The following is a 23,082-nucleotide window of genomic DNA, read 5'->3' as shown; positions in this document are numbered from 1 at the left end:
TGGCTCGCTCAGTCGGCAAAGCCCGCTCCAGCTCGGCGACGGCCCGGTTCCACGCCGTGCCTGGTCGCCTTCAGCCGATCCGAGCGGAACGGACAACCGGGCTCGCCGTGAGCAGCCCGCCAGTACCGAATCTGCGAAGTAGGTCCGGACAAAGCGCTCGCCCTGCGTCGCACCTACTTCACGAACCACAGGTCAGTGGTCCGGCCTTCCGCGAGATCAGCGCGGATCGGACAGTCCTGGCCGGGTGAAGGTGGCGGAGCTGGATCTGGTCCCTGGGGCCCGCTCCCGCCGTTTCAGCCGGGGAGTCCGAGGTCGCGTTCACGGACGAGGACGGCGCCTGCAGATGACCGCGAAGGACGTCGCCCAGGTGAGCGAGGCCGCCGCTGAAGCGGTCTCGGACGCCGCGGACGCCGCCGTGCCGGTCAACGGCAACCGGGTGCGCTTGCTCTCGATGTCGGCCAGCAGGTCGACCTCGAACACCTGATTGCCGCAGACCCCCCAGCCGCTCGTGGATCTTCCTCTCGGTCGTGGCACTGCGAGGCCTCGCAGACCTGCCCCACGGCTACCGGACTTCGCGAACCAGCAGTTGCGGGTAACGCAGGACGGAAGCGCCGACAGCCTCCTCCGGCACACGACGTCATGTGAGCGTTAACATCAAGCTGAATTTTAGCTTCTCCCCACCTCGAATCGATCAGCAGTTTCAGCACTTCAGGACTGTTTCGAAACTTGCATGGTCGAAAAATTCGACTTCACATTCGCTGTTAGCGATAACAGTGAGTCTTGTCGGCCGCCTTTGCGGTCGATATCGTGCTGACAGCGCTTTCCGTGATGTGGCCCGGGACGCAACCGGTGGTGCACTCAGGTTCCCGCTCGCAAGGAGGCGAGGCATGGGCTCACGTACGCAGACGGCCTTCCCGGCAGCCGACCTCCTGGCCACGTGCAGATCACCCCACCGGCACCGGACGTCCTCTCACTAGCGCTGACACCTGCTCACCGCCCCACCGCCCAACGGCCGACGCGTCCACCGCGCCAGGCCGGTGACAAACCCGCGCCGCCGCAACCACTCGCCAGAAATCGAGGACATCGTGGTCTTGTCGATGAAACGCGTTCTGACACTGCTGCTGGCCCTTGCCGTCACCGTCGCGGTGGCTCCCTCCGCGTCGGCGGCCTACCCCGCCCCAGGCCGGGTCACCGGTGACATCGGCGTGCACGACCCGAGTGCCGTCAAGCGCTCTGACGGGAGCTACCTGATCGCGCACACCGGCAACGGGATCGCGCTCAAGACCTCCACCGACCGCACCGCGTTCCGCAACGCCGGTGCCGCCTTTCCCGGTGGCACGCCGTGGGCCAACGCCTACACGGCGAACAGCCGCAACCTCTGGGCGCCGGACATCTCCCACCGCAACGGCCAGTACTGGATGTACTACTCGGCCTCGACGTTCGGCTCGAACCGATCGGCGATCTTCCTGGCCACCAGCCCCAGCGGCAACTCCGGCACGTGGACCAACCGCGGCCTGGTCATCGAGTCGCGCACCAGCGACGACTTCAACGCCATCGACCCCGACCTCGTCGTCGACGACCAGGGCCGCTGGTGGCTGAGCTTCGGCTCCTTCTGGTCCGGTATCAAGATGATCGCGCTCAACCCGTCGACCGGTCTGCGTTCCGACTCCACGATCCGCGCCATCGCCGGCCGCAACGGCGGCGCGATCGAGGCGCCGAACATCGTCAAGCGCGGCAACTACTACTACCTCTTCGTCTCGTTCGACCGCTGCTGCCAGGGCGCCGCCAGCACCTACCGCGTCATGGTCGGCCGCTCCACCAGCGTCGCCGGCCCCTACGTCGACCGCAACGGCACGGCGTTGAACTCCGGCGGCGGGACCGAGGTCCTCGCCGGTCAGGGCAGCATCCACGGCCCCGGTCACCAGGACGTGCTGGCGGACAGCGACGGCGACGTGCTGATCTACCACTACTACGCGGACAACGGCGCGTCCCTGCTCGGCGTCAACCTGCTGGCGATCGACTCCGGCGGCTGGCCCTACGTCCACTGACGCACGTACCTGACACCCGTGCAGTGCCCCGCAGGGAGAAGAACATGATCTCGACAACCAGCCGTCGTCGACGACGGCGGACCACCCTCGTCCTGGCCACCACCACCGCGTTGCTCGGCGGCATCACCTCCGCCCTGCCACCGGCGGTCTCGGCGGCCACTGTGGACACCAACGCGTCATACGTACTGGTCAACCGCAACAGCGGCAAGGCCCTGGACGTCTACGAGCTCGCCACCGACGACGGCGCCCGGATCTCGCAGTACACGCGCAACGACGGGGCGTGGCAGCAGTGGCAGTTCGTCGACTCCGGCGGCGGCTACTACCGGCTCAAGTCCAAGCACAGCAACAAGGTCCTCCAGGTCTCGGGTGGCTCGACCGCTGATGCCGCCGACCTGGTGCAGTGGGCCGACGGCAACGCGACCAGTCAGCAGTTCCGGCTCGCGGACTCGTCCGGCGGGTACGTGCGGTTGCTCAACCGCAACAGCGGCAAGGCCGTGGAGACCTACGAGTGGTCCACCGCCGACGGTGCGCGGGTCGTGCAGTGGCCCGACACCGGTGGCGCGAACCAGCAGTGGCAGCTGGTGAAGCTGGGCGCGGGAACGTTCACCAACCCGATCAAGCGCAACGGCCCGGACCCCTGGCTGCAGTACCACAACGGGTACTACTACCTGGCGACGACGACGTGGAACTCCACGATCACCATGCGCCGATCGCGCACCCTCGCCGGGCTGTCGAGCGCCACCGACCAGGTGATCTTCAACCTGTCGGGCCGTCCGAACGGGTGCTGCAACATGTGGGCGCCGGAGTTCCACCTCCTCAACGGCCGCTGGTACCTCTACTACGTCGCCGGGCAGAACGTGCCGGACTTCAACCCCACCCAGCGGCTGCACGTGCTGGAAGCCTCCGGCACCGACCCCATGGGGCCCTACAGCTTCAAGGCCGACTTGGGCAACACCTGGGAGCTGGACCCGAGCATCCTGCAGCACGGCGGCAAGCTGTACCTGATGGGTAGCGCGACGGACGGCACCCAGTCGTTGACCATCACCCCGATGTCGAACCCGTACACGCTCAGCGGCGCGCGACGCACGATCAGCCAACCGACGCTGGCCTGGGAGCGGCAGACCCATCCGGTCAACGAGGGCGCTGAGCCGTTGTACCGCAACGGGAAGACGATGATCGTATACTCGGCCAGTGCGTGCTGGGGTCCTGACTACAAGCTGGGGCTGCTCACGCTCACCGGATCCGATCCGCTCAACCGGTCGCACTGGACGAAGTCGCCCAACCCGGTTTTCCAGCGCAACGACGCCAACGGCGTGTTCGCCCCCGGTCACAACGGGTTCTTCAAGTCGCCCGACGGCACCGAGGACTGGATCGTCTACCACGCCAACGACAGCGCCTCGGGTGGTTGCGACATGAACCGTTCGACGCGTGCTCAGAAGTTCACCTGGAACGCCGACGGCACGCCGAACTTCGGCACGCCGGTCCGCCTCGGCACGCCGCTCGCCGCCCCGTCCGGCGAACCCGCGGCCTGACCGATCACCCCTCCGATGGCCGGCGGCGCTCGCCGCCGGCCATCCCCGTCGCTCCGGACAGGAGACGTCCCGTGCTGCAACGACGCACTTTTCTCGCCGGTGGGGTGGCCGCGGTGGCCCTGGCAGGTGTGAACCGGCTCTCCGCGCTCGCCGCGCCGGGTGACGCCGCCTACGTGATGGGCTACTTCACCGAGTCGCCCGACAAGGTCGCCGACCGGTACGCCCTGCACCTGGCGGTGAGCACCGACGGCCTGAACTGGATGCCGCTCAACCAGGGCAACCCGGTGGCCACCCCCACCGCGGGCACCAGGGGCCTGCGGGACCCGTTCATCATGCGCAAGCAGAACGGCGGGTTCGTCGTGCTGGCCACCGACCTGACCGGCACCGACTTCACCCGCCAGAACCAGTACATCCACGCCTGGGACTCAGCCGACCTGCGGTCGTTCACCGGGTACCGGCGGCTGAAGATGCACTCCATGCCGACCCACACGTGGGCGCCGGAGGCGTTCTGGGACGCCTCGCGCAACCAGTACGGCATCCTCTACTCCGCCAACAGCGGCGGCCGTGACGCCTTCTACGTCAACTACACCACCGACTTCGTCAACGTCGGCGCGCCACAGCTGTTCTTCGACCCCGGCTTCAACGTCCTCGACGCCACCGTGCACGTCGGTGACGGCGCCAACTACCTGTACTACAAGAGCTTCAGCGACGGCCGCCTCTACGGCGCCCGGTCCGCCACCCTCAACCCGCGCAGCTTCGACCGGGGCACCTACACCGCCGGCGTGGTGAGCGGCGGCATCGAGGCCCCGATCGTGGTCAAAGCCCACGACCGGGGCGAGTGGTGGTTGTGGGGCGACTCGTTCTCCCCCGTCAACGGCGAGCTGTACGCCTGGCGCTCCGGCAACATCGCCACCGACTCGTGGTCGCCGCTGACCAAAGCCCAGTACAGCCAGCCGCTCAACGCCAAGCACCCCACCATTTGCGGCATCACCACGACCGAGTACAACGGCCTGGTCAGCCGCTGGGGCGCGCCCGCCTGGAACCGGATCAAGTCCTACAACTTCCCCGACCACCTGATCCGGCACTCCGGCAACGCCGCCCGCATCGACCCCTATCCGTTCGACCCGTACCAGGACGCGATGTGGCAGCTCGTCCCGGGCCTGGCGGCCTCGGCGGGCATCTCGTTCCGCTCGGTCAACTACCCCGACCGCTACCTGCGCCACGCCGACTACGCGCTTGTCCTGGCCGCGAACGACGGCAGCTCGACCTTCGCCGCCGACGCGACCTTCCACCGTGTCGCCGGACTCGCCGGCTCGGCGTGGACCTCGTTCCGCTCCCACAACTTCCCCGAGCGCTACATCCGGCACTCCGGGTACGTGCTGCGCATCGATCCCGTCTCCACCGGGTCAGCGGCGGCCGACCGCCAGGACGCCACCTTCCGCATCGGCTACTGACCGCTGGTGAGGCGGACGGCGGTCCAGGACCTGGGCGGCAGGACGACGTGCAGATCGCCGCCGGTGACGTCGGCCTTGTGCGGTTGCGGGACGACGCGGTCCGGGTCGGTTTCCGTGTTGGTCGCCGCACCGTCCTCGTCGTGCACGGACCACGCCTCGGCCACCGCCACCTCGCCGAACGCGGCCAGGTCCGCCCGGAGCTCGACCGGCTCGCACTGGTGACGGTTGACCACGAAGACCACCGTGTCACCCGTTTCGGAGTCGTGCGTCGCGACCGCGTCCACGACGGGGACGTCACCGAAGCGCTTGGTCCGGTACGCCGGCGAGGACGTCTCCACCCGAAGCACCTGCCCACGCGCCAGCCGCGAGGTCAACGCGAACGGGTGGAAGATCGTCTGCCGCCACGCAGGCCCGCCCGGCTCGCTGCGGATCGGCGCGATCACGTTGACCAGCTGCGCCTGGCACGCCACGGCCACCCGGTCGCTGTGCCGCAGCAACGTCATCAGCAGGTTGCCGACGACGACCGCGTCGTTCACGTCGTACTGGTCCTCGATGACCCGCGGCGCGACCTCCCACTCGGTGCGCGGCGTGTCGTGGAACCGCTTCATGTACCAGACGTTCCACTCGTCGAACGACAACGTGATCCGCTTGTCGCTCTTCAGCCGCGCGCCGACAGCGTCCGCCGTGGCGACGACGCTGTCGATGAAGTGGTCCATGTCCACCGCGGAGGCGAGGAAGCTGTCCACGTCACCGTCGTGCACCTCGTAGTAGGCGTGCAGGGAGATGTGGTCCACCTGCTCGTACGTCAGCTCCAGCACGGTGGACTCCCAGTCGCCGAACGTGGGCATGGCCGAGTTCGAACTGCCGCACGCGACCAGTTCCAGCCCCGGCTCGGCCTGCCGCAACGCGCGGGCCGTTTCGGCGGCCAGCCGTCCGTACTCGTGCGCGGTCTTGTGGCCGAGCTGCCACGGTCCGTCCATCTCGTTGCCCAGGCACCACAACTGCACCCCGTGCGGCGTCTTGGACCCGTTCACCCTGCGCAGCTCCGACAGGTGCGTGCCGCCTTCGTGGTTCATGTACTCGTGCACGTCGAGCGCTTCGGCGACACCGCGGGTGCCGAGGTTCACCGCGTACATCACCTCGACGTCGGCCTTGCGCGCCCAGCGGACGAACTCGTCGATGCCGACCTCGTTGGTCTCGAGGCTGTGCCACGCGAGCTCGCGGCGCACCGGGCGCTCGGCGACCGGACCGACACCGTCCTCCCAGCGGTAGCCGGAGACGAAGTTGCCGCCGGGGTACCGGACCAGCTCGACGCCGAGCTCACGGGTCAGTTCCAGCACGTCGCCGCGGAAGCCGTCCTCGTCGGCGGTCGGGTGGCCGGGTTCGTAGATGCCGGTGTAAACGCAGCGGCCCATGTGTTCGACGAACGACCCGAAGAGCCTGCGTCGCACCGGCGCGATGACGTAGTGGGGGCTGAGGACCAGGGAAGCGTTGAGCACGGTTCTCCTACTTCACAGCGCCTGCCGCCGCCCCGCTGCGCCAGAAGCGCTGCAACAGGACGAAGGCGACGATGAGCGGGACGATGGCCAGCAGTGAGCCGGTCACGACGAGGTTGAACAGCATCCGGTTGCCGGCGTCCTGCTGTGCCGTGTTGAACCAGGTGGTCAACCCGACGGTCAGCGGGTAGAGGTCGGCGTCGCTGAGCATCACCAGCGGCAGGAAGTAGTTGTTCCACGTCGCCACCAGGGTGAACAGGAAGACGGTGACGAGCGCGGGACGCATCATCGGCAGCACGATCTGCCAGAAGATGCGCAGCTCGCCCGCGCGGTCCATGCGTGCGGCGTCGATCAGCTCCACCGGCACGCTCTCGTCCACGTAGACGCGGACCAGGTACGCGCCGAACGGGCTGAGCAGCGACGGCAGGACGATCGCCCACATGGTGTTGACGAGGTCGAGCTCGGACAGGATCAGGTACGTCGGCAGCACCAGAGCGGTGGCCGGCACCATGATCATGCCGAGCAGCGCGGTTTCGAAGAGACGCTTGCCCATGAACGAGAACCGCGCCAGTCCGTAACCGGCGGCGGCGGCGAGCGCGGTGGCGCCCAGAGCGCTGAGCCCCGCGTACAACGCCGTGTTGACCAGCCACCCGCCGTACACACCGCCGTCCTCGCTGAACAGCTGCTCGATGTTCGCCACCAGGTTGAACTCGGCGAACCACAGCGCCGGGCTGTCGAGCAGGTCCGGCTGGCTCTTGGTGGCCGCGATGACCACCCAGAGCAGCGGCACCAGGAAGTACAGGATGCCCGCGCCCATCAGCAGGTGTGGGAGCCAGGTCTTCACCGTCGCGGTGCCGGCACCGCCGCTGGTCATGAGTGTGCTCCCCGCTTGCGGTTGACGAACACGAACGCGTAGGCCACCACGAACACCAGGAAGCCGAGCGCGAACGAGAGTGCGGCCGAGTAGTTGAAGTCCGAGTAGGCGAAGGCCTGGTTGTAGGCGTAGAGGTTCGGTGTGTAGCCGGCCGAGATCTGCGGCGCGAACCGGGCCATGATCTGCGGCTCGGTGAAGAACTGCATGGTGCCGATGACGGTGAAGATCGCGGCCAGCGAGATGGCCTGTTTGATCGCGGGCACCTTGACCCGCAAGGCGATCTGCACCGGCGTGGCCCCGTCGATGACCGCGGCCTCGTACATCTCGCGCGGCACGCCCTGCAACGCCGAGTACAGGATGATCATGTTGTAGCCGGTCCACGCCCAGGTCACGATGTTGCCCAGCGACACCAGCAGCAGCGAGGCGCTGAAGAAGTCGATCGGGTCACCACCGACGAGCGTCGGCAGGTCCGCGAACGGGCCGAACGTGCGGCTGTACAGGAAGCCCCACATGAGCGCGCCGACGACGGCCGGCACGGCGTAGGGCATGAACGCGATGAGCCGGAACGCCACCGCGAACCTCGTCGTGACGGCGTCGAGCGTCAACGCTCCGGCCAGCGCGATGCCCAGCATGACGGGGATCTGCACCAGTCCGAAGAGGACGACCCGCAGCAGGCCGTCCAGCAGAAGCGGGTCGGTGAACGCGCGCACGTAGTTGTCGACGCCGGTGAACCGGGTGCCGAGCGCGAGGCTCTTGCTGGACAGGCTGAGCCAGAACGCGTAGCCGAGCGGCACGACCAGGAACGCGACGACGACGAGGAAGAACGGCAGGACGAACAGCGCTCCGGCCACCGGGTGCGCGGTGACCCGGCGCCGACTGGGTCGTGACCGGCTCTCGACCGGGCGGGGAGACGGCGGCAGGTCGTCGGCCGCGGGTGCCGTGATCGGTATGGACCGCGTCACGGGGGACCTCCTGGACTGGGGTGGTCGGCCTGGCGCGACCCGCGGGCCGCGCCAGGCCTCGGGTGCACTACCGGCTGACCTTGAAGCCCTGCTTCTCGGCGTACGCGACGACGTTCTTCTGCGTCTCCTCCAGCACCGTGCTCCACTGCCTGCTGCCTGACATCGCCTCGGCGGTGCGGTCGTTCAGGTCCTTGAAGACGAAGTCCTGGAACGGCGTGTACTGGAACTCGCCCAGCTTCTCCGACACCGGCACGAAGATCTCGTTCACCTTCTGGCCGTCGAAGAAGTCATAGGCCTTGCCGGTGAACGCCGGGTCAGCCGCGACCTCCTTCACCAGCGGGTAGAGGAACGCCTTGTTCAGCCCGATGTCCCACGCGGCCTTCGAGCGGCCGAACAGCTCGCGGGCCACCGTGGCCGCCGCCTGCGGGTTCTTGGCCTGCTTGGTCACGGTGAACGTCGAACCGCCCCAGTCGCCCTGCTCGTCGGCGCCCGCGGTCCACTGCGGCATCGGCGCCACCGCCCACTTGCCCGCGGTGTTCTTGAGCGAGCCGGCCACGTAACCGGGCGTCCAGCCGGCCGCGGCCCAGGTCCAGTACTTGCCGGAGTCCAGCGCCGCGGTGGCGTCGGCGGTGAAGAACTTGTCCTGCGCCATCAGGCCTTTGCTCACCAGGTCGCCGTACAGCTCGACGACCTTCTCGCACTCGGGCGCGGTCAGGTCGATCTTCACCTGGTCCTTGGCCTTGGCCTGCGAGTAGCCGTACGGACGGCAGCCCGCCTGCCACATCAGCCCGTTGAGCCAGCCGCCGTCACTGCCGAAGCTCGCGATGTAGGCGTTCGGGTCGACGGCCTTGATCTTCGCCGCCGCGTCGGCGTACTCCGCCCACGTCGTCGGCACCGGGATGCCGTGCTTGTCGAAGAGGTCCTTCCGGTACATCAGCGCCATCGGTCCGCCGTCCACCGGGATGGCATAAACCTTGTCGCCGTCGGTCGCCTGGCTCCACGCCCATTCGGCGTAGAGGTCCTTGTCGTCGTTGGCGCCGTACGGCCCCATGTCCACCAGCGCGTCGAGGATGACGAACGTCGGGATCTGCTGGAACTCGACCATAGCCACGTCCGGTGCGCCCTTGCCGGCGGTGAACGCCGTTTTGAGCTTGGCGTACTGGTCCGGGCCGGTGCCGACGTTGGTCCACTCGACCTGGATGTCCTTGTGGGAGGCGTTGAACGCGTCGACCACGGCCTTGAACTCCGGGTACCAGGCCCAGACCGACACGCGCACGGGTCCGTCGGCGTTGTCCGCGGCCCCGCCGCACGCGGCGGCAGCGAGCACGCCGGCGACGACGAGCCCTGCACGGAGTTTCGCCGTCCATTTGGTGCCAAGCATGAGCAGCGCCTTTCCGTCGCGGCATGCATCAGGGCATGCGCGATCGCCATCACGGTGAGTGATCAGGAGTGCGGTGGCCCCGTGAGGCACGAACCGAGGACCGCTGAGGTCTGTGCGGTGCTGCACCACGGCTGGCGGGTTCGAGCGAACCGACCGCGGGTGCCACCGTGGCAATGGGTTTTGCTGCGCTGCAAAGCACTATGGACTGCCTTTTGCCGCGCTGCAAGACCCAATCTCAAGTCTGTCGAACGAGCCGCGGTCCCGGTCCCACGCGTCTCGACGGACCGGGCTTGTCGTGGCGGTGACGGGCAGGCACCCTGCTTTGCAGCGCTGCAGCACCGGGCCGCCGCGCCGGTCCGACGGAGTGAGTCGATGCGCGATGCCACGCTGCGTGACGTTGCCGAGCTCGCGGGGGTGTCCGCGCGCACGGTGTCGAACGTGGTCAACGGCTACGCCCCGGTCACCGAGCCCACCCGCGTGAAGGTCGAGAAGGCGATCAAGGAACTGGGTTACCGGCCCAACGTGCTGGCCCGCAACCTGGCGAACGGCCGGTCAGGGCAGATCGCGGTGGTCGTCCCCTTCCTGGACGTGCCGTACTTCTCCGAACTGCTGCAGGCGATCATCCCCAGGGCCCGCGAGCGCGGCTATCACGTGCTGATCGACCAGACCGACGGCGATGCCGCACACGAACGAGAACTGATCCGGCGGGGCGCGCGGGCGGCCCTGTTCGACGGAATGATCTACAGCCCCCTCGGCCTGGCTCAGGAGGACCTGGCCGAGAGCGATCCGACGTTCCCGCTCGTCCTGCTCGGCGAGCGGTCGTCCAACGCCTTCTTCGACCACGTCGGCATCGACGACGTCGAGGCGTCCCGCGCGGCCACAGCGCACCTGATCGGCCTGGGCAGACGCCGGATCGCCGCGATAGGCGACCAGCCCTACCCGACCGGCGAGGCGGCGCAGTTGCGCACCCTCGGCTACCGGCAGGCCCACGCGGACGCCGGTCTGCCGGTGGACGAGTCACTGATCATCCAGACCCTCCGGTTCAACCGCGCCGACGGTGCGGCCGCCATGCGAGCGCTGCTCGATCGGGACGACCCGCCGGACGCCGTCTTCGGCTACAACGACACCGTGGCGCTCGGCGCGTTGCACGAGGTGCTGGAACGCGGGTTGCGGGTGCCCGAGGACATCGCGCTGATCGGCTACGACGACATCGAGGAAGGCCGCTACGCCAACCCGCCGATCAGCACCATCTCTCCGGACAAGGACGCCATCGCCACGACGGCGGTGGAACGGCTGCTCATGCGCATCGACAGCAAGGAACCACTGCCCGGCATAGAGGTGCGTGCCTCGCACCGGCTGATCGCCCGCCAAAGCACCGTGGGACGCGCAGCACCCGCTTGATGAAGGCTGTGCGGAACATGGCACCCCTAACGTCCGACTGAAGCATGCGAGATGCCGAGGAACCCGTGGGCGGTCCCCGGTGCGGAGCTGGTGAGGTCCAAGCGGATGCGATCGCCGCGCACCGCGGTGAACGTGATGGTCACGGTCGTTCCGCCTGACCAGTCGAGCTTCACGTCCCGCACCGGCACGTGCGCACGACCGTTCCAGTAGGACACCGCGATCGAGGCGGGCAGGGCGTGTGAGGCGTCGCTGAGGAACGAGGCCCGAACCGAGCCGGCCTGCTCGACTTCGGAGACGGGCAGCGACACCCAGTCCGTCGCGTGTGCCCGGCTCACCGCCGGCAGCAACGCCGTGGCGCGTTTGAGGTAGTAGTTCGACCAGTGGGTCGAACCACTACCGTCGAGCATCGCTGCCGGGATCGTGTCGCGGGCACCCGAGTAGCTCGCGTCCGCTCCCAGCGCGGGCGAGGGCACCGGGGCGGCATCGGCGGTGGTGTGCCGGGCGGCGCCGGACCGTCCACCGACCGCCGCGACCGAGGTGGACGCCGTGCGCAGGCCAGGCGCCCTGGCCGTCACCGTGATCACGGAGGTCGACCGTCCGGAACGGACCACCGCCAGCGCCTTGCCGTTGAACGCGGTGCGCGAGCCCGCCTGGTAGTTCTCCGCGCTCTCCTGACGGCCGTTGTCGAGACCGGCGAGGCTGCCGCCGCGGACCTGGTAGGAGATCAGGTCGTGCGCATCCGGCACGACCACGCCCGCGCGGTCGACGACCTCGGCCGTGACGAAGGTGAGCCCCTTGCCGTCGGCCCTGGTCATCCTCCGGTCCGGAGTCAGCCTGATCGCGTGCGGCTCGCCCGCGGTGCGAACCTCGTCCCTCGCCACCTCCACGCCGCCGCGCCTCGCGACCGCGACGAGCCGTCCCGGCTGGAACGGCACCGACCACGTCAGGTGCAGCTTGCCCGCGCTCCCGTTCGGGCTGGTGTAACTGCCGGGATAGGGGCCCGTGGTCACGGTCTTGTCGTCGCCGGTCGCCTCGGTCGTCTCCAGGTACCGGCTGCCGTGAACCGTGGTCTTGGTGTCGAACCGCCTTTCGCCCAACGACTTTCCGTTGAGGTAGAGCTCCACGGTGTCCGCATTGCTGTAAGCCCACACCGAGACCGGCTCACCCGCCTTGTGCCCGGTCCAGTCCATCGGCAGCAGGTGCACCATCGGCTCACCGCTCCACTGGCTGCGGAACAGGTGGTAGAAGTCCTTGGAGAACCCGGCAGTGTCGACGGCACCGAAGAACGACGACTTCACCGGGTACACGTCGTACGGTGTGGGTTCGCCGATGTAGTCGAATCCGGTCCACAGGAACTGACCGGCGAACCACTTGCGGTCGCGGTCCTTCTTCAAACCGTACTCACCACTGTAGGTCCACGTCTCCAGGTTGTTGTCGTACGACGACAGGTTGCGCCTGCCCGGTGTGTGGTTCTCCCCTGTGTTGAGCTGGTCCGCGTCCTGGTAGCGACCGCGGGTCGAGGTGGAGGACGACGACTCCGCCTCGAAGAAGAACTTGGTGGGGTAACGGGCGTGCAGCGAGTCGATCGACGAGGCGTCGTTGTAGTTCAGCCCCAGCCCGTCGAGCATCTGCAGGATCTGGTCCTGCGGCGAGCCGATCGCGGGAACCCGGCGGTACCGATCACTGCCCATCACGATCGGACGGGTGGTGTCGACGGCCCGCACGTCGTCGATGAGCCGCCGGGCGATCGGCGGGCCCGCGGCCGCGCTGGAGTCGGGGATCTCGTTCCCGATCGACCACATCACCACCGACGGCGAGTTCTTGGCCGCGTGCACCATCTCACGGAGGTCGGCACTGCTGTGGTCGTCGAAGAACCGGCCGTAGTCGAACTTCGTCTTCGGCGTGCGCCAGGTGTCGAACGCCTCCACCTGCAGGAGGACGCCCATTTCCTCGCATGCTCTGACGAACTCCGGCGAGGGCGGGTTGTGCGAGGTGCGCACGGCGTTCACACCCATGCTCTTCATGATCCGCAACTGGCGCACGATCGCGTCGGAGGAGACCGCGGAGCCGAGCGCACCCAGGTCGTGGTGCAGGTTGACGCCCTTGAGCTTCATCTCCACACCGTTGAGAGAAAATCCGTTGTCCGCATCGAACGCGAAGTACCGGATGCCCGTACGGGTGCTGACGGTGTCCACGGCCCTGCCGCGCACCCGGATCTCCGTGTCCACCGTGTACAGGTCAGGCCGGTCCACCGACCACAGGTCGGGATTCCCGATCCTGATGTCCGCGGTCGCCGTGCTCGGTTCAGCGGTCAACGCGGCACGCGCCCTACCCCGGCCGACGATCCGGCCGCGCGGATCCCTGACCGTCGAGACGATCTCCGCTCCGGTGTCACCGCTCTCGCTGACGGCGGTGGTCTCGACCCGCATCACGGCGTGACCGGACCTGATCGTGGCCGCCAGATCGGGCGTCGTCACCTTCACGCCGTGACGCGTGACGTGCACGGGCTCGGTCACCACCAGCCGGACGTCGCGGTAGATGCCACTGCCCGAGTACCACCGGCTGCTGGGCACCTGGTTGCGGACCTTGACCGCGAGCACGTTCGGCGTGCCGTCGGTGCGCGCGTCGAGGTCGTACGCGAATCCCGTGTAACCGTAGGGATGACGACCGAGCAGGTTGCCGTTCAGGTAGACCTCGGAGTCCATGTAGACGCCGTCGAACTCGATCGACACCTTCTTCCCCGACATCGACGACGGCAGCGTGAAGCTCTTGCGGTACCAGCCGAGGCCGCCGGGCAGGAAGCCGGTTCCGGCAGTGGTGTGCGGACCTTGCACCGGGTCGAGCTCGATGCTCCAGTCGTGCGGCAAGCGCGTGTCACGCCACGACGGGTCGTGCCCACCGGGCTGTGGCGCGTCGTCACCGGTGGTGTTCACCAGGGCGAACTGCCAGGCACCGGTGAAGTCGACGGTCCGGCCTACCGGCTGGACGTGCGCGGCCCGCGCGGGCGCCTGGACGGCGCACACCCCCGCCGCCGTCGCACAGCCGAGAACCAGTGCCCAGAACTTGGTCCACAGTCGATTCGATCGTCGAACAGCCACATCTCACCAGCCTGTAGTGGTTCCCTCGTCGGTCGACGCCGTACCCTTTCAGGAAAGCGCTTACCACGGGTCGGCGCAAGAGACGAGCGTCGCGTTCGTTCATCCCCACAACAAGGCGGCCATCTCCACGCGCGGCGGCTCCGGCACGGGAACGACGCCGACCAACGCAGCGACGTCCCACTGACTTGACCGTTTGTTCAGCTGACTTCGTCTCGAACGGCGGTGTCGAGGTCGGTGGCGGTCAGGCCGAAGGTGTCGGCCGTCTCCGTCGCGTCCATGCGGAACGGCACGTACCACTGGTAGTCCATCTCGGCCATCTCGCGGGCGATCGGCACGGCCAGGCCGGCCGTGCGCATCACGAAACGCGGTATCTGGATCAGCTTGATCGGTGGCAGGCCGGCCGCGGCGGCGTAGCGCCGAGCCAGCTCGCGGATCGTGACGGCCGGTGGGGACGGCACGTGCCAGGCTCGACCCCACGCGCGTTCTTCCGGGGCCAGCGTGACGAGGGCCTGTGCCATGTCGCCGCGACCACCATGCTCAGCTCGCAAGTTCCACTGGCCATGGCGTCCAAGACGCTGCGCCACTCAACCTTGTCGACAACAACGGAAATCCACGGCCATCTGCTCCGGCACGCCGCACTCGATGCGGTGAAGGCGATCGAAACGGCACTGCAAGAAGCCGAGAGGGCACAGTGCGACCACTTTGCGACCACAATCGGTCAAAAACGACACAAGCGGATTCACCTCGAAAGGTAAACCCGCTGGTCACAGACCGTCGGGACGACAGGATTTGAATCTGCGACCCCTTGACCCCATTGCGAGCCGGACGCGGATAGCGGCCATCGAGGCAAACCGTGACGGCAGGACGCGGTCGAGCACCGTGGTCACAACCGTCCTATGGCGACGGACTGGATCTGTTGTCACCCAATGACCAATCGGCACCAGCGGATGACGCAGCCATGTCAGACGGCCTGCCGTCGGTGGCAATCTCACCGGTGGTGGAGTCGGTGCTCGATCGGGCAGTGGGATGCGGAGGCGCCTACACACCGCGTACGCCACCAGAGACTTCATCCCTCGTACGGGCGGCATTGCGCTCGATCGAGGGTTGAGAGAGCCGGATCGGCTTGTCGAACGCATCCTGAGGTACTCGACGGCGACCAACGCCCTGCCGGACGTGGCGAAGCACCGGGTTCGGCGTGATCAGAGAGGACGACTCGATGTCGCGTTTGCCTCGTATGGCCGGTCTGGCCGGCATGGTGCTCACCGCCGCAGCTTTGTTCTCGTTCACGGGGCCGCCCGCTCAGGCCGATCCCGGGATCTGCATCGACCATGTGATGGAGAACGGGTACGAGGCGACCGGCAACGTGCTCAAGGCGTGCAAGATTGCGAAGACGGGCAAGGAAACCGACGCCAGGACGTGCCGCCGCATGCTGCGTGACGAGGGCGTGCGGCCCGCGGTGGCCTCGCACGCCTGCCGGATCGCCTCCTACCCGGAGAAGTCTTCCTGACCGAATCCCGAGGTCTGCGCTCCCGATCGGGTGGATGTTCGACCGATCACCTGCCCTGAGTGGCCGACGGGCGCGGGCGAATCAACGCTCGGTCACCACGAGGTCACCTGTTCATCCTGTGCACACCCGGAGGAGACGAGATGGCGTCGACGGCGGAGCACCACGAGTGTGGAAGCGGACGGCTGCGGGTGATCTTCCGCCTGCGCGTGCCGGTCACGGACCAGGACCGCTTTCTCGACGCCTACCGGCTGATCAGGCACCAGGTGTCGCAAGTGGAGGGTTACCTCGGTGACCAGCTGTGCCAGTCGGAGGGTGATCCCGAGGACTGGGTGATCACCAGTGAGTGGGTCAGTGCGGCGCACTTCCACGCGTGGGAGCGCGGCGCCGACCACCGGCGGCTGGCGGCGCCGCTGGTCGCGTGCGCGACGGCGCGGGAGTCCCTGCGGTACCACGTCCGCCTGACCACCACGCCGGGCGCCGAAGCCGATCGACAACTGCTGGAGGCGAAGTCGTGAACCGCTATGCGTTGACGTTCCCGGTGCGGCCGGGGTCGGAGGCAGCTGTCGCCGAGATCCTGGCCGACTACGCGGGGCCACCGCCCGGCCGGCCACAGGCCGCGCGCCCACTGCTGGACCGCACGTCGGTCTTCATGGTCGGACCGGTGGTGGTGCGGGTCGTGGACATCACCTGCCCGCCGGAGGTGGCGATCCGGCACCTGGCCGCGCAGCCGCAGATCCAGGCGGTGGAGCAGCGGTTGCGGCCGCACCTGGTGCAGGACCGCGACCTGTCCGACGACGACGGCCGGCGGCGTTTCCTGGCCGGCTCGGTGATGCGGCTCGTCTCCTCCTGCAACGGCCACCCTGGTCACCTGCCCCGTGCGGCGGCGTTCTACCGGGCGTTGCCCGGCCAGGCCGGCGAGGTGGCGCGGCTGCTCGCCGCCGGGAGCTCGGACTCCGATTGCGGCACAACGGTTTTTCGGCGAAGGGACACGGTCGTGCACCTCGTGGAGTCCTCGGAGCGCACAACTGCCGTGCCACTCGCGGACGAGCTGGCTCCGCTGGTGCAGCTGGCGTGCCCGATGACGCTGGTGACCGACCGCGTGGTGGGGGCGGTGGCATGACCGGCCAACTCCACCGCGCGATGAGCCCCGACGACGTCGCGCCCAACACCGGTCGCGGTGGCGACATCCGCGTGCTGCTCGGCCCGGCGACGGTCGGCGCCACCTCCGGGTTCTTGGGTGTCGTGCTGGTCGGGCCGGGCGAACAGGTGAACGAGCACTACCACCCGTACTCCGAGGAGTTCCTCTACGTCCTCGAGGGATCGGTGGTGCTGGACCTGGACGACGTGCCGCACGAGGTGGACGCCGACCAAGCGGTCCTGGTACCGATCGGGGTGCGGCACCGCCTCCGCAACACCGGGACGTCGCCGGCGCGCGTGCTGTTCCAGCTGTCCCCGTTGGCGCCCCGGCCGGACCTGGGGCACGTGGACACGGAGCGGGTGTCGTGAGGCGCCGGGTGGCGGTCACCGGCCTGGGGGTGGTGGCACCGGGCGGCATCGGGACGAAGTCCTTCTGGGAGCTGATCACCTCGGGGCGCACCGCCACCCGGCCGATCACGCTGTTCGCCCCGGAGGGGTTTCGATCGAGGATCGCCGCCGAATGCGACTTCGACCCGGCGCACGCGGGCCTGACCACCGCGGAGATCACCCGGATGGACCGCTACGTCCAGTTCGCCGCCGTCGCCGCCGACGAGGCCTGGCAGCAGGCGCGGATGGACGTCACGAACCCGTGGCGGCTGGGCGTGTGCATGGGTTCCGCCGTGGGCGGCACGACGCTGCTGGAGCAGGACTACGTGGCCACCTCACAACGCGGGCAGCAGTGGGTGGTCGACGGGGGCGCGGCCTCGCCGTTCCTGCACCGCGCCCTGTCCCCCGCCACGCTGGCCGAGGAGGTCGCCGACCGGGTCGGCGCCTGCGGGCCGGTGCGGACGGTGTCCACCGGGTGCACAGCCGGACTGGACGCGGTGGGCCACGGTGCCCGCCTCATCGAGGACGGCCAGGCCGACGTGGTGGTGGCGGGGGCTTCGGAGTCCCCGATCTCGCCGATCACGGTGGCCTGCTTCGACGCGATCCGCGCGACCTCGGCGCGCAACGACGACCCCGCGCACGCGGCTCGCCCGTTCGACCGCGACCGGGACGGGTTCGTGCTCGGGGAGGGCGCCGCCGTGCTCGTGCTGGAGGAGCTCGACCACGCCCGTCGCCGGGGCGCGGAGGTGCTGGCGCAGGTCGCGGGCTTCGCCACCCGCAGCAACGCCCACCACATGACCGGCCTGACGACGGAGGGCGTCGAGATGGCCGAGGCCGCGCGGCGCGCACTGGACCACGCCGAGTTGGCGTCGGCGGAGATCGGCTACGTCAACGCGCACGGCTCGGGCACCCGGCAGAACGACCGGCACGAGACCGCCGCGTTCCACCGGTTGCTGGGTGAGCGCGCGCACCAGGTGCCGGTCAGCTCGATCAAGTCGATGATCGGCCACTCGCTGGGCGCGATCGGCTCCATCGAACTTGCCGCCTGCGCGTTGGCCCTCGTCCACGGCGTGGTCCCGCCGACCGCCAACCTGGACACGCCGGACCCCGAGTGCGACCTGGACTACGTGCCGCACACCGCCCGGGAACGCCTGCTGGACGTGGTGCTGTCGGTCGGCAGCGGCTTCGGCGGGTTCCAGTCCGCGGTGGTGCTGACGAAAGCGGGGCAGCCGTGAGCCCCGCCGCCGTGAGCGCCGCGCCCACCGGTTCCGCGCCCAGCGGTTCCGCGCCCACCGGTTCCGCGCCCGTCGTGACCGGTCTCGGTGTGATCGCCCCGAGCGGCCTGGGAGTCGACGAGTTCTGGCCTGCCGTGCGCGATGGACATGTCGCGCTGGCGCCGATCGGGCGGTTCGAGCCCAACCCCTACCCGGTCACCGTGGCGGGCGAGGTGACCGGGTTCGGACCGGACGGGTGGGTCGAACCGCGGATCACCGTGCAGACCGACCGGTTCACCCACTTCGCCCTCGCCGCCGCCGACCTGGCGCTGCGCGACGCCGCGCTGGACCCGGCGGCGGTTGCGCCCTTCGAGTTTGGCGTGATGACGGCCAGCTACAGCGGCGGTGTGGAGTTCGGCCAGCGGGAGATCGAACGGCTGTGGCGGCACGGACCCGAGCACGTGGGCCCCTACCAGTCGATCGCCTGGTTCTACGCGGCGTGCTCCGGCCAGATCTCCATCGGCAACGGCCTGCGCGGCCCGTCCGGGGTGCTGGTCGCCGACGAGGCGGGCGGCCTGGACGTCCTCGCCGCCGCCGGGGTGAGCTGCGACGAGGCGCGCGGGCCATGCTCGGCGGCGCGGAAGCCCCGTTCTGCCCGTACCATGTGCTGCCAGCTCGGTTGGGCTGCTCAGCACCTCCGGCGACCCGGCCACGGCCTATCAGCCGTTCACCGCGGGCCGGGGTTCGCCCGGCGAGGGCGGCGCCATGCTCGTCGTGGAGGACGCCGACGCGCACGCCGGGTGCTGCCGTGAAAGCGTGGCGGGCACTGCGCGACCACCGGTCGGCGGCAGTTCGACCGGTCGGCGCAGGGACTGCTGCAAGCCGCCACGGGCGCGCTGGCCGAGGCAGCCCTGTCCCCCGACGACGTGGACGCGGTGTTCCTCGACGCGATGGCCGACCCGGGTGCTGACGCCGCCGAAGCCGAGGCGCTCCGCCTGCTGGGCGAGCGCGCGAGCCGGGTGCCGGTGACCGCGCCCAAAGCCGGGTACGGGCGCTGCTACGCCGCCGCGGCCGTGCTGGACGTCGCCACCGCGGTGCTGGCCCTCGAACACGGTGTCGTGCCGCCGACTCCAGGCGTGCGCGGATGCCGGTTCGACCTCGACCTGGTCACCGGCGCCGCCCGCCCGGTCGACCTGCGCACCGTCTTGGTGCTGTCCCGCGGCCTGTACGGCGGGAACTCTGCGCTCGTGCTGCGCCACCCGGAATCACCGACCAGCGGAGGTATGTGACGTGGACACCCGGCTTTCCCCCGACGACCTGGCGGCGCTGATCAGCCGGTGCACCGGGGTTCCCGTGACCGGCGAGCAGGTCACCGACCCCGACCGCACCTTCGACGACCTCGGCGTGGACTCCCTCGGCCTGATGGGCGTGCTGGCCCAGCTGCAACGCGACCACGGCGTGTCCAAGGACGCCGAACTGCTGCCGCACCAGTCGCCGCGCGAGCTGCTGGCCCTGCTGCCCAGGAGGGCCTGAGGATGAGCGGGCACACCGAGAACGAGATCGTCGTCGACGCGCCGATGGAGCTGGTGTGGGAACGCACCAACGACGTCGAACGCTGGCCCGAGTTGTTCAGCGAGTACGCCTCGGTCGAGGTGCTCGAACGCGACGGCGACCGCGTGCTGTTCCGCCTCACCATGCACCCGGACGCGGCCGGCAAGGTGTGGAGCTGGGTGTCCGAGCGGGTCGCGGACCGGGCCACCAGGACGGTCACCGCCCGACGCGTCGAGACCGGCCCGTTCGAACGAATGCACATCCGCTGGACCTACGAACAACTCGACACGGGCGTGCGCATGCGTTGGGTGCAGGACTTCGCGATGAAACCCGACGCACCCGTGGACCACACCGCCATGACCAAGCGCATCAACGACAACAGCCGCATCCAAATGGCGCTGATCAAGCGGAAGGTTGAGGAGTTCGCGTGCACCGCACCCTGATCGTCGCCCGCATGATCCCCGAGGCCGCCGACGAGGTCGCCGCCGTGTTCGCCGGCTCCGACCGCCACTCGGACCTGCCCACCGCGCTCGGCGTGCGGGCGCGCAGCCTGTTCCAGTTCGGCCAGCTCTACCTGCACCTGGTGGAGAGCGACCGCCCGTTGGCGGAGGCGGTGGCCGCGCACCGCGACGACCCCCGGTTCCGGCGGATCAGCCAGGACCTGAGCCCGTTCGTCTCCGCCTACGACCCCGACACGTGGCGCGAGCCCAAGGACGCGATGGCGCACGAGTTCTACCGCTGGGAGCGCCATGTCTGAGATCCCGGTGCTGATCGCGGGCGGGGGCGTGGCCGGCCTGTCCGCCGCCGTGTTCCTCGCCCGGTACGGCGTGCCGGCCCTGCTGGTGGAGCGCCACCCCGAACCGTCGACCGATCCCAGGGCCCGCGCGCTCAACCCGCGCACGATGGAGCTCTACCGCGCCGTGGGCCTGGAGCAGGCCATCGGGCGGGTGCGGTCACCGATCGCCGACCACACCGTCGTCGCCCACGCCAAAACCATGGCGGGCCCGGAACTGCTGCGGCTGCCCAACCGCCTCGACACCGGCTCGGACGCGCTGAGCCCCTGCCGGTGGGCCGCGATCGACCAGAACCAGCTCGAACCGCTGCTGCGCGCACACGCCGTCGAGGCCGGCGCGGACGTGCGCTACCACCACGAGGTGGTGGCGGTGGACAACAATCCCGACGGCGTTGTCGCGCTGGTGCGCGATCACCACACCGGGCGGCAAGAGCGTGTTCGTGCCGGCCACCTCATCGTGGCGGACGGCGCGCACAGTCCTGTCCGCCGCATGCTCGACGTCGGGCAGGACGGCTCGGACCTCCTGGCGCGCAAGGTCAACATCTACTTCGACGCCGATCTCCGCGAACCGTTGGACGGGCGCAAGATCGTCGCGCTGACCGTGCGCAACCCCGCCGTGCACGGGTTCCTCACATCCATCGACGGCGCGAAGCGGTGGCGGTTCGCCGTTTCCCTGGGACCCGGTGACGACGTCGCCGACTTCACCGAGGAGCGGTGCGTGCACCTGTTGCGCACGGCCATCGGCGTCGACGACCTGCCGATCGTGATCGACCGCGTGTCCGAGATCCCGTGGGAGATTTCCGGCCAGGTCGCCCACCGCATGCGCGTCGGCCGGGCGTTCATCGCCGGCGACGCCGCTCACGTCATGCCGCCCGTGGGCACTTTCGGCGTGGCGACCGCTGTCCAGGACGTCTTCAACCTGGCGTGGAAGATCGCACTGCACCAACGCGGTGTGGCCGGTTCAGGCCTGCTGGACACCTACGAGACCGAACGCCTCCCCGTGGCCCGGCACACCACCGCGCTGACCGTCGAGCGGTACGGCCTGGTCAACGGCAAGCCGGGCGACGCACGCGACAGCGCCATCCGCCAACGGGCGACGATGTTCGGCTACACCTACCCCGAAGGCGCCTTCGTCCCGGACGGCACCCCCACTCCCAGCCCGGTGGAAGATCCCGACCACCCCACCGCCGCACCAGGCTGCCGCGCACCTCACCACACCTTGGAGCACAACGGCACCACACTGTCCACTGTCGACCTCATGGGACGCGGCCTGGTGCTCGTCGTCGGCCCGGACTGGCAGCAGGCTCCGGACCTCTCGGGCGCCTGTGTCGAGCAGCACCGCATCGGCGACACCCTGCACGACCCCACCGGCGACTTCACCCGCCGCTACGGCATCAACGACGACGGCGCCGTCCTGATCCGTCCGGACGGGTTCATCGCGTGGCGCAGCCCGGCCGCTCCCCATCCCGATGTCCTGCCGACCGTGCTCGACCAGGTGCTGTTCCGATGAACGAGCGGCCTCACGGTGGCCACCGTGGTGGCTTCCCGGCGGTCACGATGACCGGCGGTCGAACCGTGGACCGCTATGCGTTGACGTTCCCGGTGCGGGCCGGATCGGAGGCGGTTGCGGCCGACATCCTCTTCGGGTGCGCACACCTTCCGGTGTGCAGGCCGGAGACGGGATGGGCGCTGCTGGAACGCACGTCGGTCTTCATGGCAGGGCGTGTCGTGGTGCGGGTCGTGGACATCACCTGCCCTCCCTCGCAAGCCGTCCGGCACCTGACGGGGCAGCCCCAGATCCTGGCGGTGGAGCAGCGGCTGCGGCCGCACCTGGTCCACGACTGCGACGTGACCGACGAGGCGAGCCTCCGCCGTTTCCTGGCGACCACCGTGATGCGGGTGGCGTCCGGCAACGGCCGCACGGGTCGCCTGCCGCGCAGGGCCGTCCTGTACGAGTCGCTGCCAGGGCACGCCGGCGAACTGGCCCGGCGTCTCGCCGGCATCACCGTCGTCTCCGGCGGAACCACCGTGTTCCGGCGTCGCGATCTGGTGGTGCACCTGACCGAGGCGGACGACGAGTCACCCCCGGTGCCGCTGGTCGGCCTGGTCACGCCGTTCGCGCGGCTGGCACGGCCGATGACCCTGGTGACCGACCGTTCGGTGGGAGCAGTGACATGACCGCCGTTTCGGGGACGTAGCTCGAAATCGCGGTCGAGCCGGTCGCGCATTCGCTGGTAGGCGACGATG

23 protein-coding genes are annotated in these 23,082 nt (G+C 69.2%); 17 read left to right on the top strand and 6 right to left on the bottom strand.

Annotation, left to right across the window (positions count from 1 at the left end; genetic code table 11):
• The first annotated feature begins 343 nt into the window (after positions 1-343).
• The 4 genes from BBK82_RS50730 to BBK82_RS30415 all read left to right on the top strand — a co-directional run bounded on the left by BBK82_RS50730 (position 344) and on the right by BBK82_RS30415 (position 5,034).
• Positions 344-484, top strand: coding sequence for a hypothetical protein (locus BBK82_RS50730; protein ID WP_154697593.1), 141 nt, complete (start codon positions 344-346; stop codon positions 482-484).
• A 613-nt stretch (positions 485-1,097) separates the two neighbouring features.
• Positions 1,098-2,048 (top strand): arabinan endo-1,5-alpha-L-arabinosidase, encoded by a 951-nt coding sequence (locus tag BBK82_RS30425; protein ID WP_065921470.1) that lies wholly within the window; start codon positions 1,098-1,100, stop codon positions 2,046-2,048.
• A gap of 44 nt (positions 2,049-2,092) precedes the next feature.
• On the top strand, positions 2,093-3,580 hold the full coding sequence (locus BBK82_RS30420) for a family 43 glycosylhydrolase (RefSeq protein ID WP_237047664.1): 1,488 nt from the start codon (positions 2,093-2,095) through the stop codon (positions 3,578-3,580).
• A 71-nt stretch (positions 3,581-3,651) separates the two neighbouring features.
• Positions 3,652-5,034, top strand: coding sequence for a glycoside hydrolase family 43 protein (locus BBK82_RS30415; protein ID WP_237047663.1), 1,383 nt, complete (start codon positions 3,652-3,654; stop codon positions 5,032-5,034).
• Here BBK82_RS30415 and arfA read toward each other — a convergent pair.
• The 4 genes from arfA to BBK82_RS30395 form a co-directional block, all read right to left on the bottom strand.
• The gene (gene arfA, locus BBK82_RS30410) at positions 5,028-6,533 is read right to left on the bottom strand and encodes an arabinosylfuranosidase ArfA (protein ID WP_065918059.1); all 1,506 of its coding nucleotides are present in this window, start codon (positions 6,531-6,533) and stop codon (positions 5,028-5,030) included. The two genes, BBK82_RS30415 and arfA, sit on opposite strands and share 7 nt — an antisense overlap.
• 7 nt (positions 6,534-6,540) lie before the next feature.
• Positions 6,541-7,404, bottom strand: a complete 864-nt coding sequence (locus BBK82_RS30405; protein ID WP_065918058.1) for a carbohydrate ABC transporter permease — start codon at positions 7,402-7,404, stop codon at positions 6,541-6,543.
• Complete coding sequence (locus BBK82_RS30400) at positions 7,401-8,366, bottom strand: carbohydrate ABC transporter permease (protein ID WP_071812708.1); 966 nt, start codon at positions 8,364-8,366, stop codon at positions 7,401-7,403. Before BBK82_RS30400 ends, BBK82_RS30405 begins: the two co-directional genes overlap by 4 nt.
• A gap of 67 nt (positions 8,367-8,433) precedes the next feature.
• Positions 8,434-9,747, bottom strand: coding sequence for an ABC transporter substrate-binding protein (locus BBK82_RS30395; protein WP_083268248.1), 1,314 nt, complete (start codon positions 9,745-9,747; stop codon positions 8,434-8,436).
• A 372-nt stretch (positions 9,748-10,119) separates the two neighbouring features.
• On the opposite strand from BBK82_RS30395, the gene BBK82_RS30390 reads away from it, so the two are divergent.
• Complete coding sequence (locus BBK82_RS30390) at positions 10,120-11,148, top strand: LacI family DNA-binding transcriptional regulator (protein ID WP_065918056.1); 1,029 nt, start codon at positions 10,120-10,122, stop codon at positions 11,146-11,148.
• Between the two features lie 26 nt (positions 11,149-11,174).
• Here the strand turns inward: BBK82_RS30390 and BBK82_RS30385 are convergent, their stop codons facing one another.
• Entirely contained in the window at positions 11,175-14,171 is a 2,997-nt protein-coding gene (locus BBK82_RS30385; RefSeq protein ID WP_237047662.1) for a glycoside hydrolase family 2 TIM barrel-domain containing protein, read from the bottom strand.
• 272 nt (positions 14,172-14,443) lie between these two features.
• A complete protein-coding gene (locus tag BBK82_RS30380; RefSeq protein WP_218920368.1) occupies positions 14,444-14,764 on the bottom strand; it encodes a Rossmann-fold NAD(P)-binding domain-containing protein in 321 nt (106 codons plus the stop codon).
• A gap of 698 nt (positions 14,765-15,462) precedes the next feature.
• On the opposite strand from BBK82_RS30380, the gene BBK82_RS30375 reads away from it, so the two are divergent.
• The 12 genes from BBK82_RS30375 to BBK82_RS30325 all read left to right on the top strand — a co-directional run bounded on the left by BBK82_RS30375 (position 15,463) and on the right by BBK82_RS30325 (position 23,013).
• A complete protein-coding gene (locus BBK82_RS30375; protein ID WP_154697592.1) occupies positions 15,463-15,753 on the top strand; it encodes a hypothetical protein in 291 nt (96 codons plus the stop codon).
• Between the two features lie 140 nt (positions 15,754-15,893).
• Positions 15,894-16,268, top strand: a complete 375-nt coding sequence (locus tag BBK82_RS30370; protein ID WP_065918054.1) for an antibiotic biosynthesis monooxygenase family protein — start codon at positions 15,894-15,896, stop codon at positions 16,266-16,268.
• Positions 16,265-16,873: a SchA/CurD-like domain-containing protein gene (locus tag BBK82_RS30365; protein ID WP_065918053.1), complete on the top strand. Its 609-nt coding sequence runs from the start codon at positions 16,265-16,267 to the stop codon at positions 16,871-16,873. Before BBK82_RS30370 ends, BBK82_RS30365 begins: the two co-directional genes overlap by 4 nt.
• Positions 16,870-17,259 carry a cupin domain-containing protein gene (locus BBK82_RS30360; protein WP_065918052.1) on the top strand — a complete coding sequence of 130 codons (390 nt, stop codon included), beginning with the start codon at positions 16,870-16,872 and terminating at the stop codon, positions 17,257-17,259. Before BBK82_RS30365 ends, BBK82_RS30360 begins: the two co-directional genes overlap by 4 nt.
• Entirely contained in the window at positions 17,256-18,512 is a 1,257-nt protein-coding gene (locus BBK82_RS30355; protein WP_065918051.1) for a beta-ketoacyl-[acyl-carrier-protein] synthase family protein, read from the top strand. The genes BBK82_RS30360 and BBK82_RS30355 overlap by 4 nt, the downstream gene beginning before the upstream one ends.
• An 11-nt stretch (positions 18,513-18,523) precedes the next feature.
• Positions 18,524-19,303 carry a beta-ketoacyl synthase N-terminal-like domain-containing protein gene (locus BBK82_RS54585; protein WP_237047661.1) on the top strand — a complete coding sequence of 260 codons (780 nt, stop codon included), beginning with the start codon at positions 18,524-18,526 and terminating at the stop codon, positions 19,301-19,303.
• Between the two features lie 60 nt (positions 19,304-19,363).
• Positions 19,364-19,780: a beta-ketoacyl-[acyl-carrier-protein] synthase family protein gene (locus BBK82_RS54580; protein ID WP_418287529.1), complete on the top strand. Its 417-nt coding sequence runs from the start codon at positions 19,364-19,366 to the stop codon at positions 19,778-19,780.
• A 1-nt stretch (position 19,781) separates the two neighbouring features.
• A complete protein-coding gene (locus tag BBK82_RS51845) occupies positions 19,782-20,024 on the top strand; it encodes an acyl carrier protein (RefSeq protein ID WP_065918050.1) in 243 nt (80 codons plus the stop codon).
• A gap of 2 nt (positions 20,025-20,026) precedes the next feature.
• Complete coding sequence (locus tag BBK82_RS30340) at positions 20,027-20,485, top strand: SRPBCC family protein (RefSeq protein ID WP_065918049.1); 459 nt, start codon at positions 20,027-20,029, stop codon at positions 20,483-20,485.
• On the top strand, positions 20,470-20,799 hold the full coding sequence (locus BBK82_RS30335) for a TcmI family type II polyketide cyclase (protein WP_065918048.1): 330 nt from the start codon (positions 20,470-20,472) through the stop codon (positions 20,797-20,799). The genes BBK82_RS30340 and BBK82_RS30335 overlap by 16 nt, the downstream gene beginning before the upstream one ends.
• The gene (locus BBK82_RS30330; RefSeq protein ID WP_065918047.1) at positions 20,792-22,345 is read left to right on the top strand and encodes an FAD-dependent monooxygenase; all 1,554 of its coding nucleotides are present in this window, start codon (positions 20,792-20,794) and stop codon (positions 22,343-22,345) included. The genes BBK82_RS30335 and BBK82_RS30330 overlap by 8 nt, the downstream gene beginning before the upstream one ends.
• Positions 22,342-23,013, top strand: a complete 672-nt coding sequence (locus BBK82_RS30325; RefSeq protein WP_065918046.1) for a SchA/CurD-like domain-containing protein — start codon at positions 22,342-22,344, stop codon at positions 23,011-23,013. Before BBK82_RS30330 ends, BBK82_RS30325 begins: the two co-directional genes overlap by 4 nt.
• Positions 23,014-23,082 lie beyond the last annotated feature (69 nt).

Source organism: Lentzea guizhouensis (assembly GCF_001701025.1).
GTDB classification, from domain to species: Bacteria; Actinomycetota; Actinomycetes; order Mycobacteriales; family Pseudonocardiaceae; genus Lentzea; species Lentzea guizhouensis.
The sequence above is the reverse complement of the archived record's forward strand: the minus strand, read 5'-3'. Positions and strand labels throughout refer to the sequence as shown.

Bases quoted from the DNA above. Each gene is read 5' to 3' on its own strand.
- BBK82_RS50730 (WP_154697593.1), top strand. From the start codon at position 344: ATGACCGCGAAGGACGTCGCCCAGGTGAGCGAGGCCGCCGCTGAAGCG.
- BBK82_RS30425 (WP_065921470.1), top strand. From the start codon at position 1,098: ATGAAACGCGTTCTGACACTGCTGCTGGCCCTTGCCGTCACCGTCGCG.
- BBK82_RS30420 (WP_237047664.1), top strand. From the start codon at position 2,093: ATGATCTCGACAACCAGCCGTCGTCGACGACGGCGGACCACCCTCGTC.
- BBK82_RS30405 (WP_065918058.1), bottom strand. From the start codon at position 7,404: ATGACCAGCGGCGGTGCCGGCACCGCGACGGTGAAGACCTGGCTCCCA.
- BBK82_RS30395 (WP_083268248.1), bottom strand. From the start codon at position 9,747: ATGCTTGGCACCAAATGGACGGCGAAACTCCGTGCAGGGCTCGTCGTC.
- BBK82_RS30390 (WP_065918056.1), top strand. From the start codon at position 10,120: ATGCGCGATGCCACGCTGCGTGACGTTGCCGAGCTCGCGGGGGTGTCC.
- BBK82_RS30380 (WP_218920368.1), bottom strand. From the start codon at position 14,764: ATGGCACAGGCCCTCGTCACGCTGGCCCCGGAAGAACGCGCGTGGGGT.
- BBK82_RS30375 (WP_154697592.1), top strand. From the start codon at position 15,463: ATGTCGCGTTTGCCTCGTATGGCCGGTCTGGCCGGCATGGTGCTCACC.
- BBK82_RS30370 (WP_065918054.1), top strand. From the start codon at position 15,894: ATGGCGTCGACGGCGGAGCACCACGAGTGTGGAAGCGGACGGCTGCGG.
- BBK82_RS30360 (WP_065918052.1), top strand. From the start codon at position 16,870: ATGACCGGCCAACTCCACCGCGCGATGAGCCCCGACGACGTCGCGCCC.
- BBK82_RS30340 (WP_065918049.1), top strand. From the start codon at position 20,027: ATGAGCGGGCACACCGAGAACGAGATCGTCGTCGACGCGCCGATGGAG.
- BBK82_RS30330 (WP_065918047.1), top strand. From the start codon at position 20,792: ATGTCTGAGATCCCGGTGCTGATCGCGGGCGGGGGCGTGGCCGGCCTG.
- BBK82_RS30325 (WP_065918046.1), top strand. From the start codon at position 22,342: ATGAACGAGCGGCCTCACGGTGGCCACCGTGGTGGCTTCCCGGCGGTC.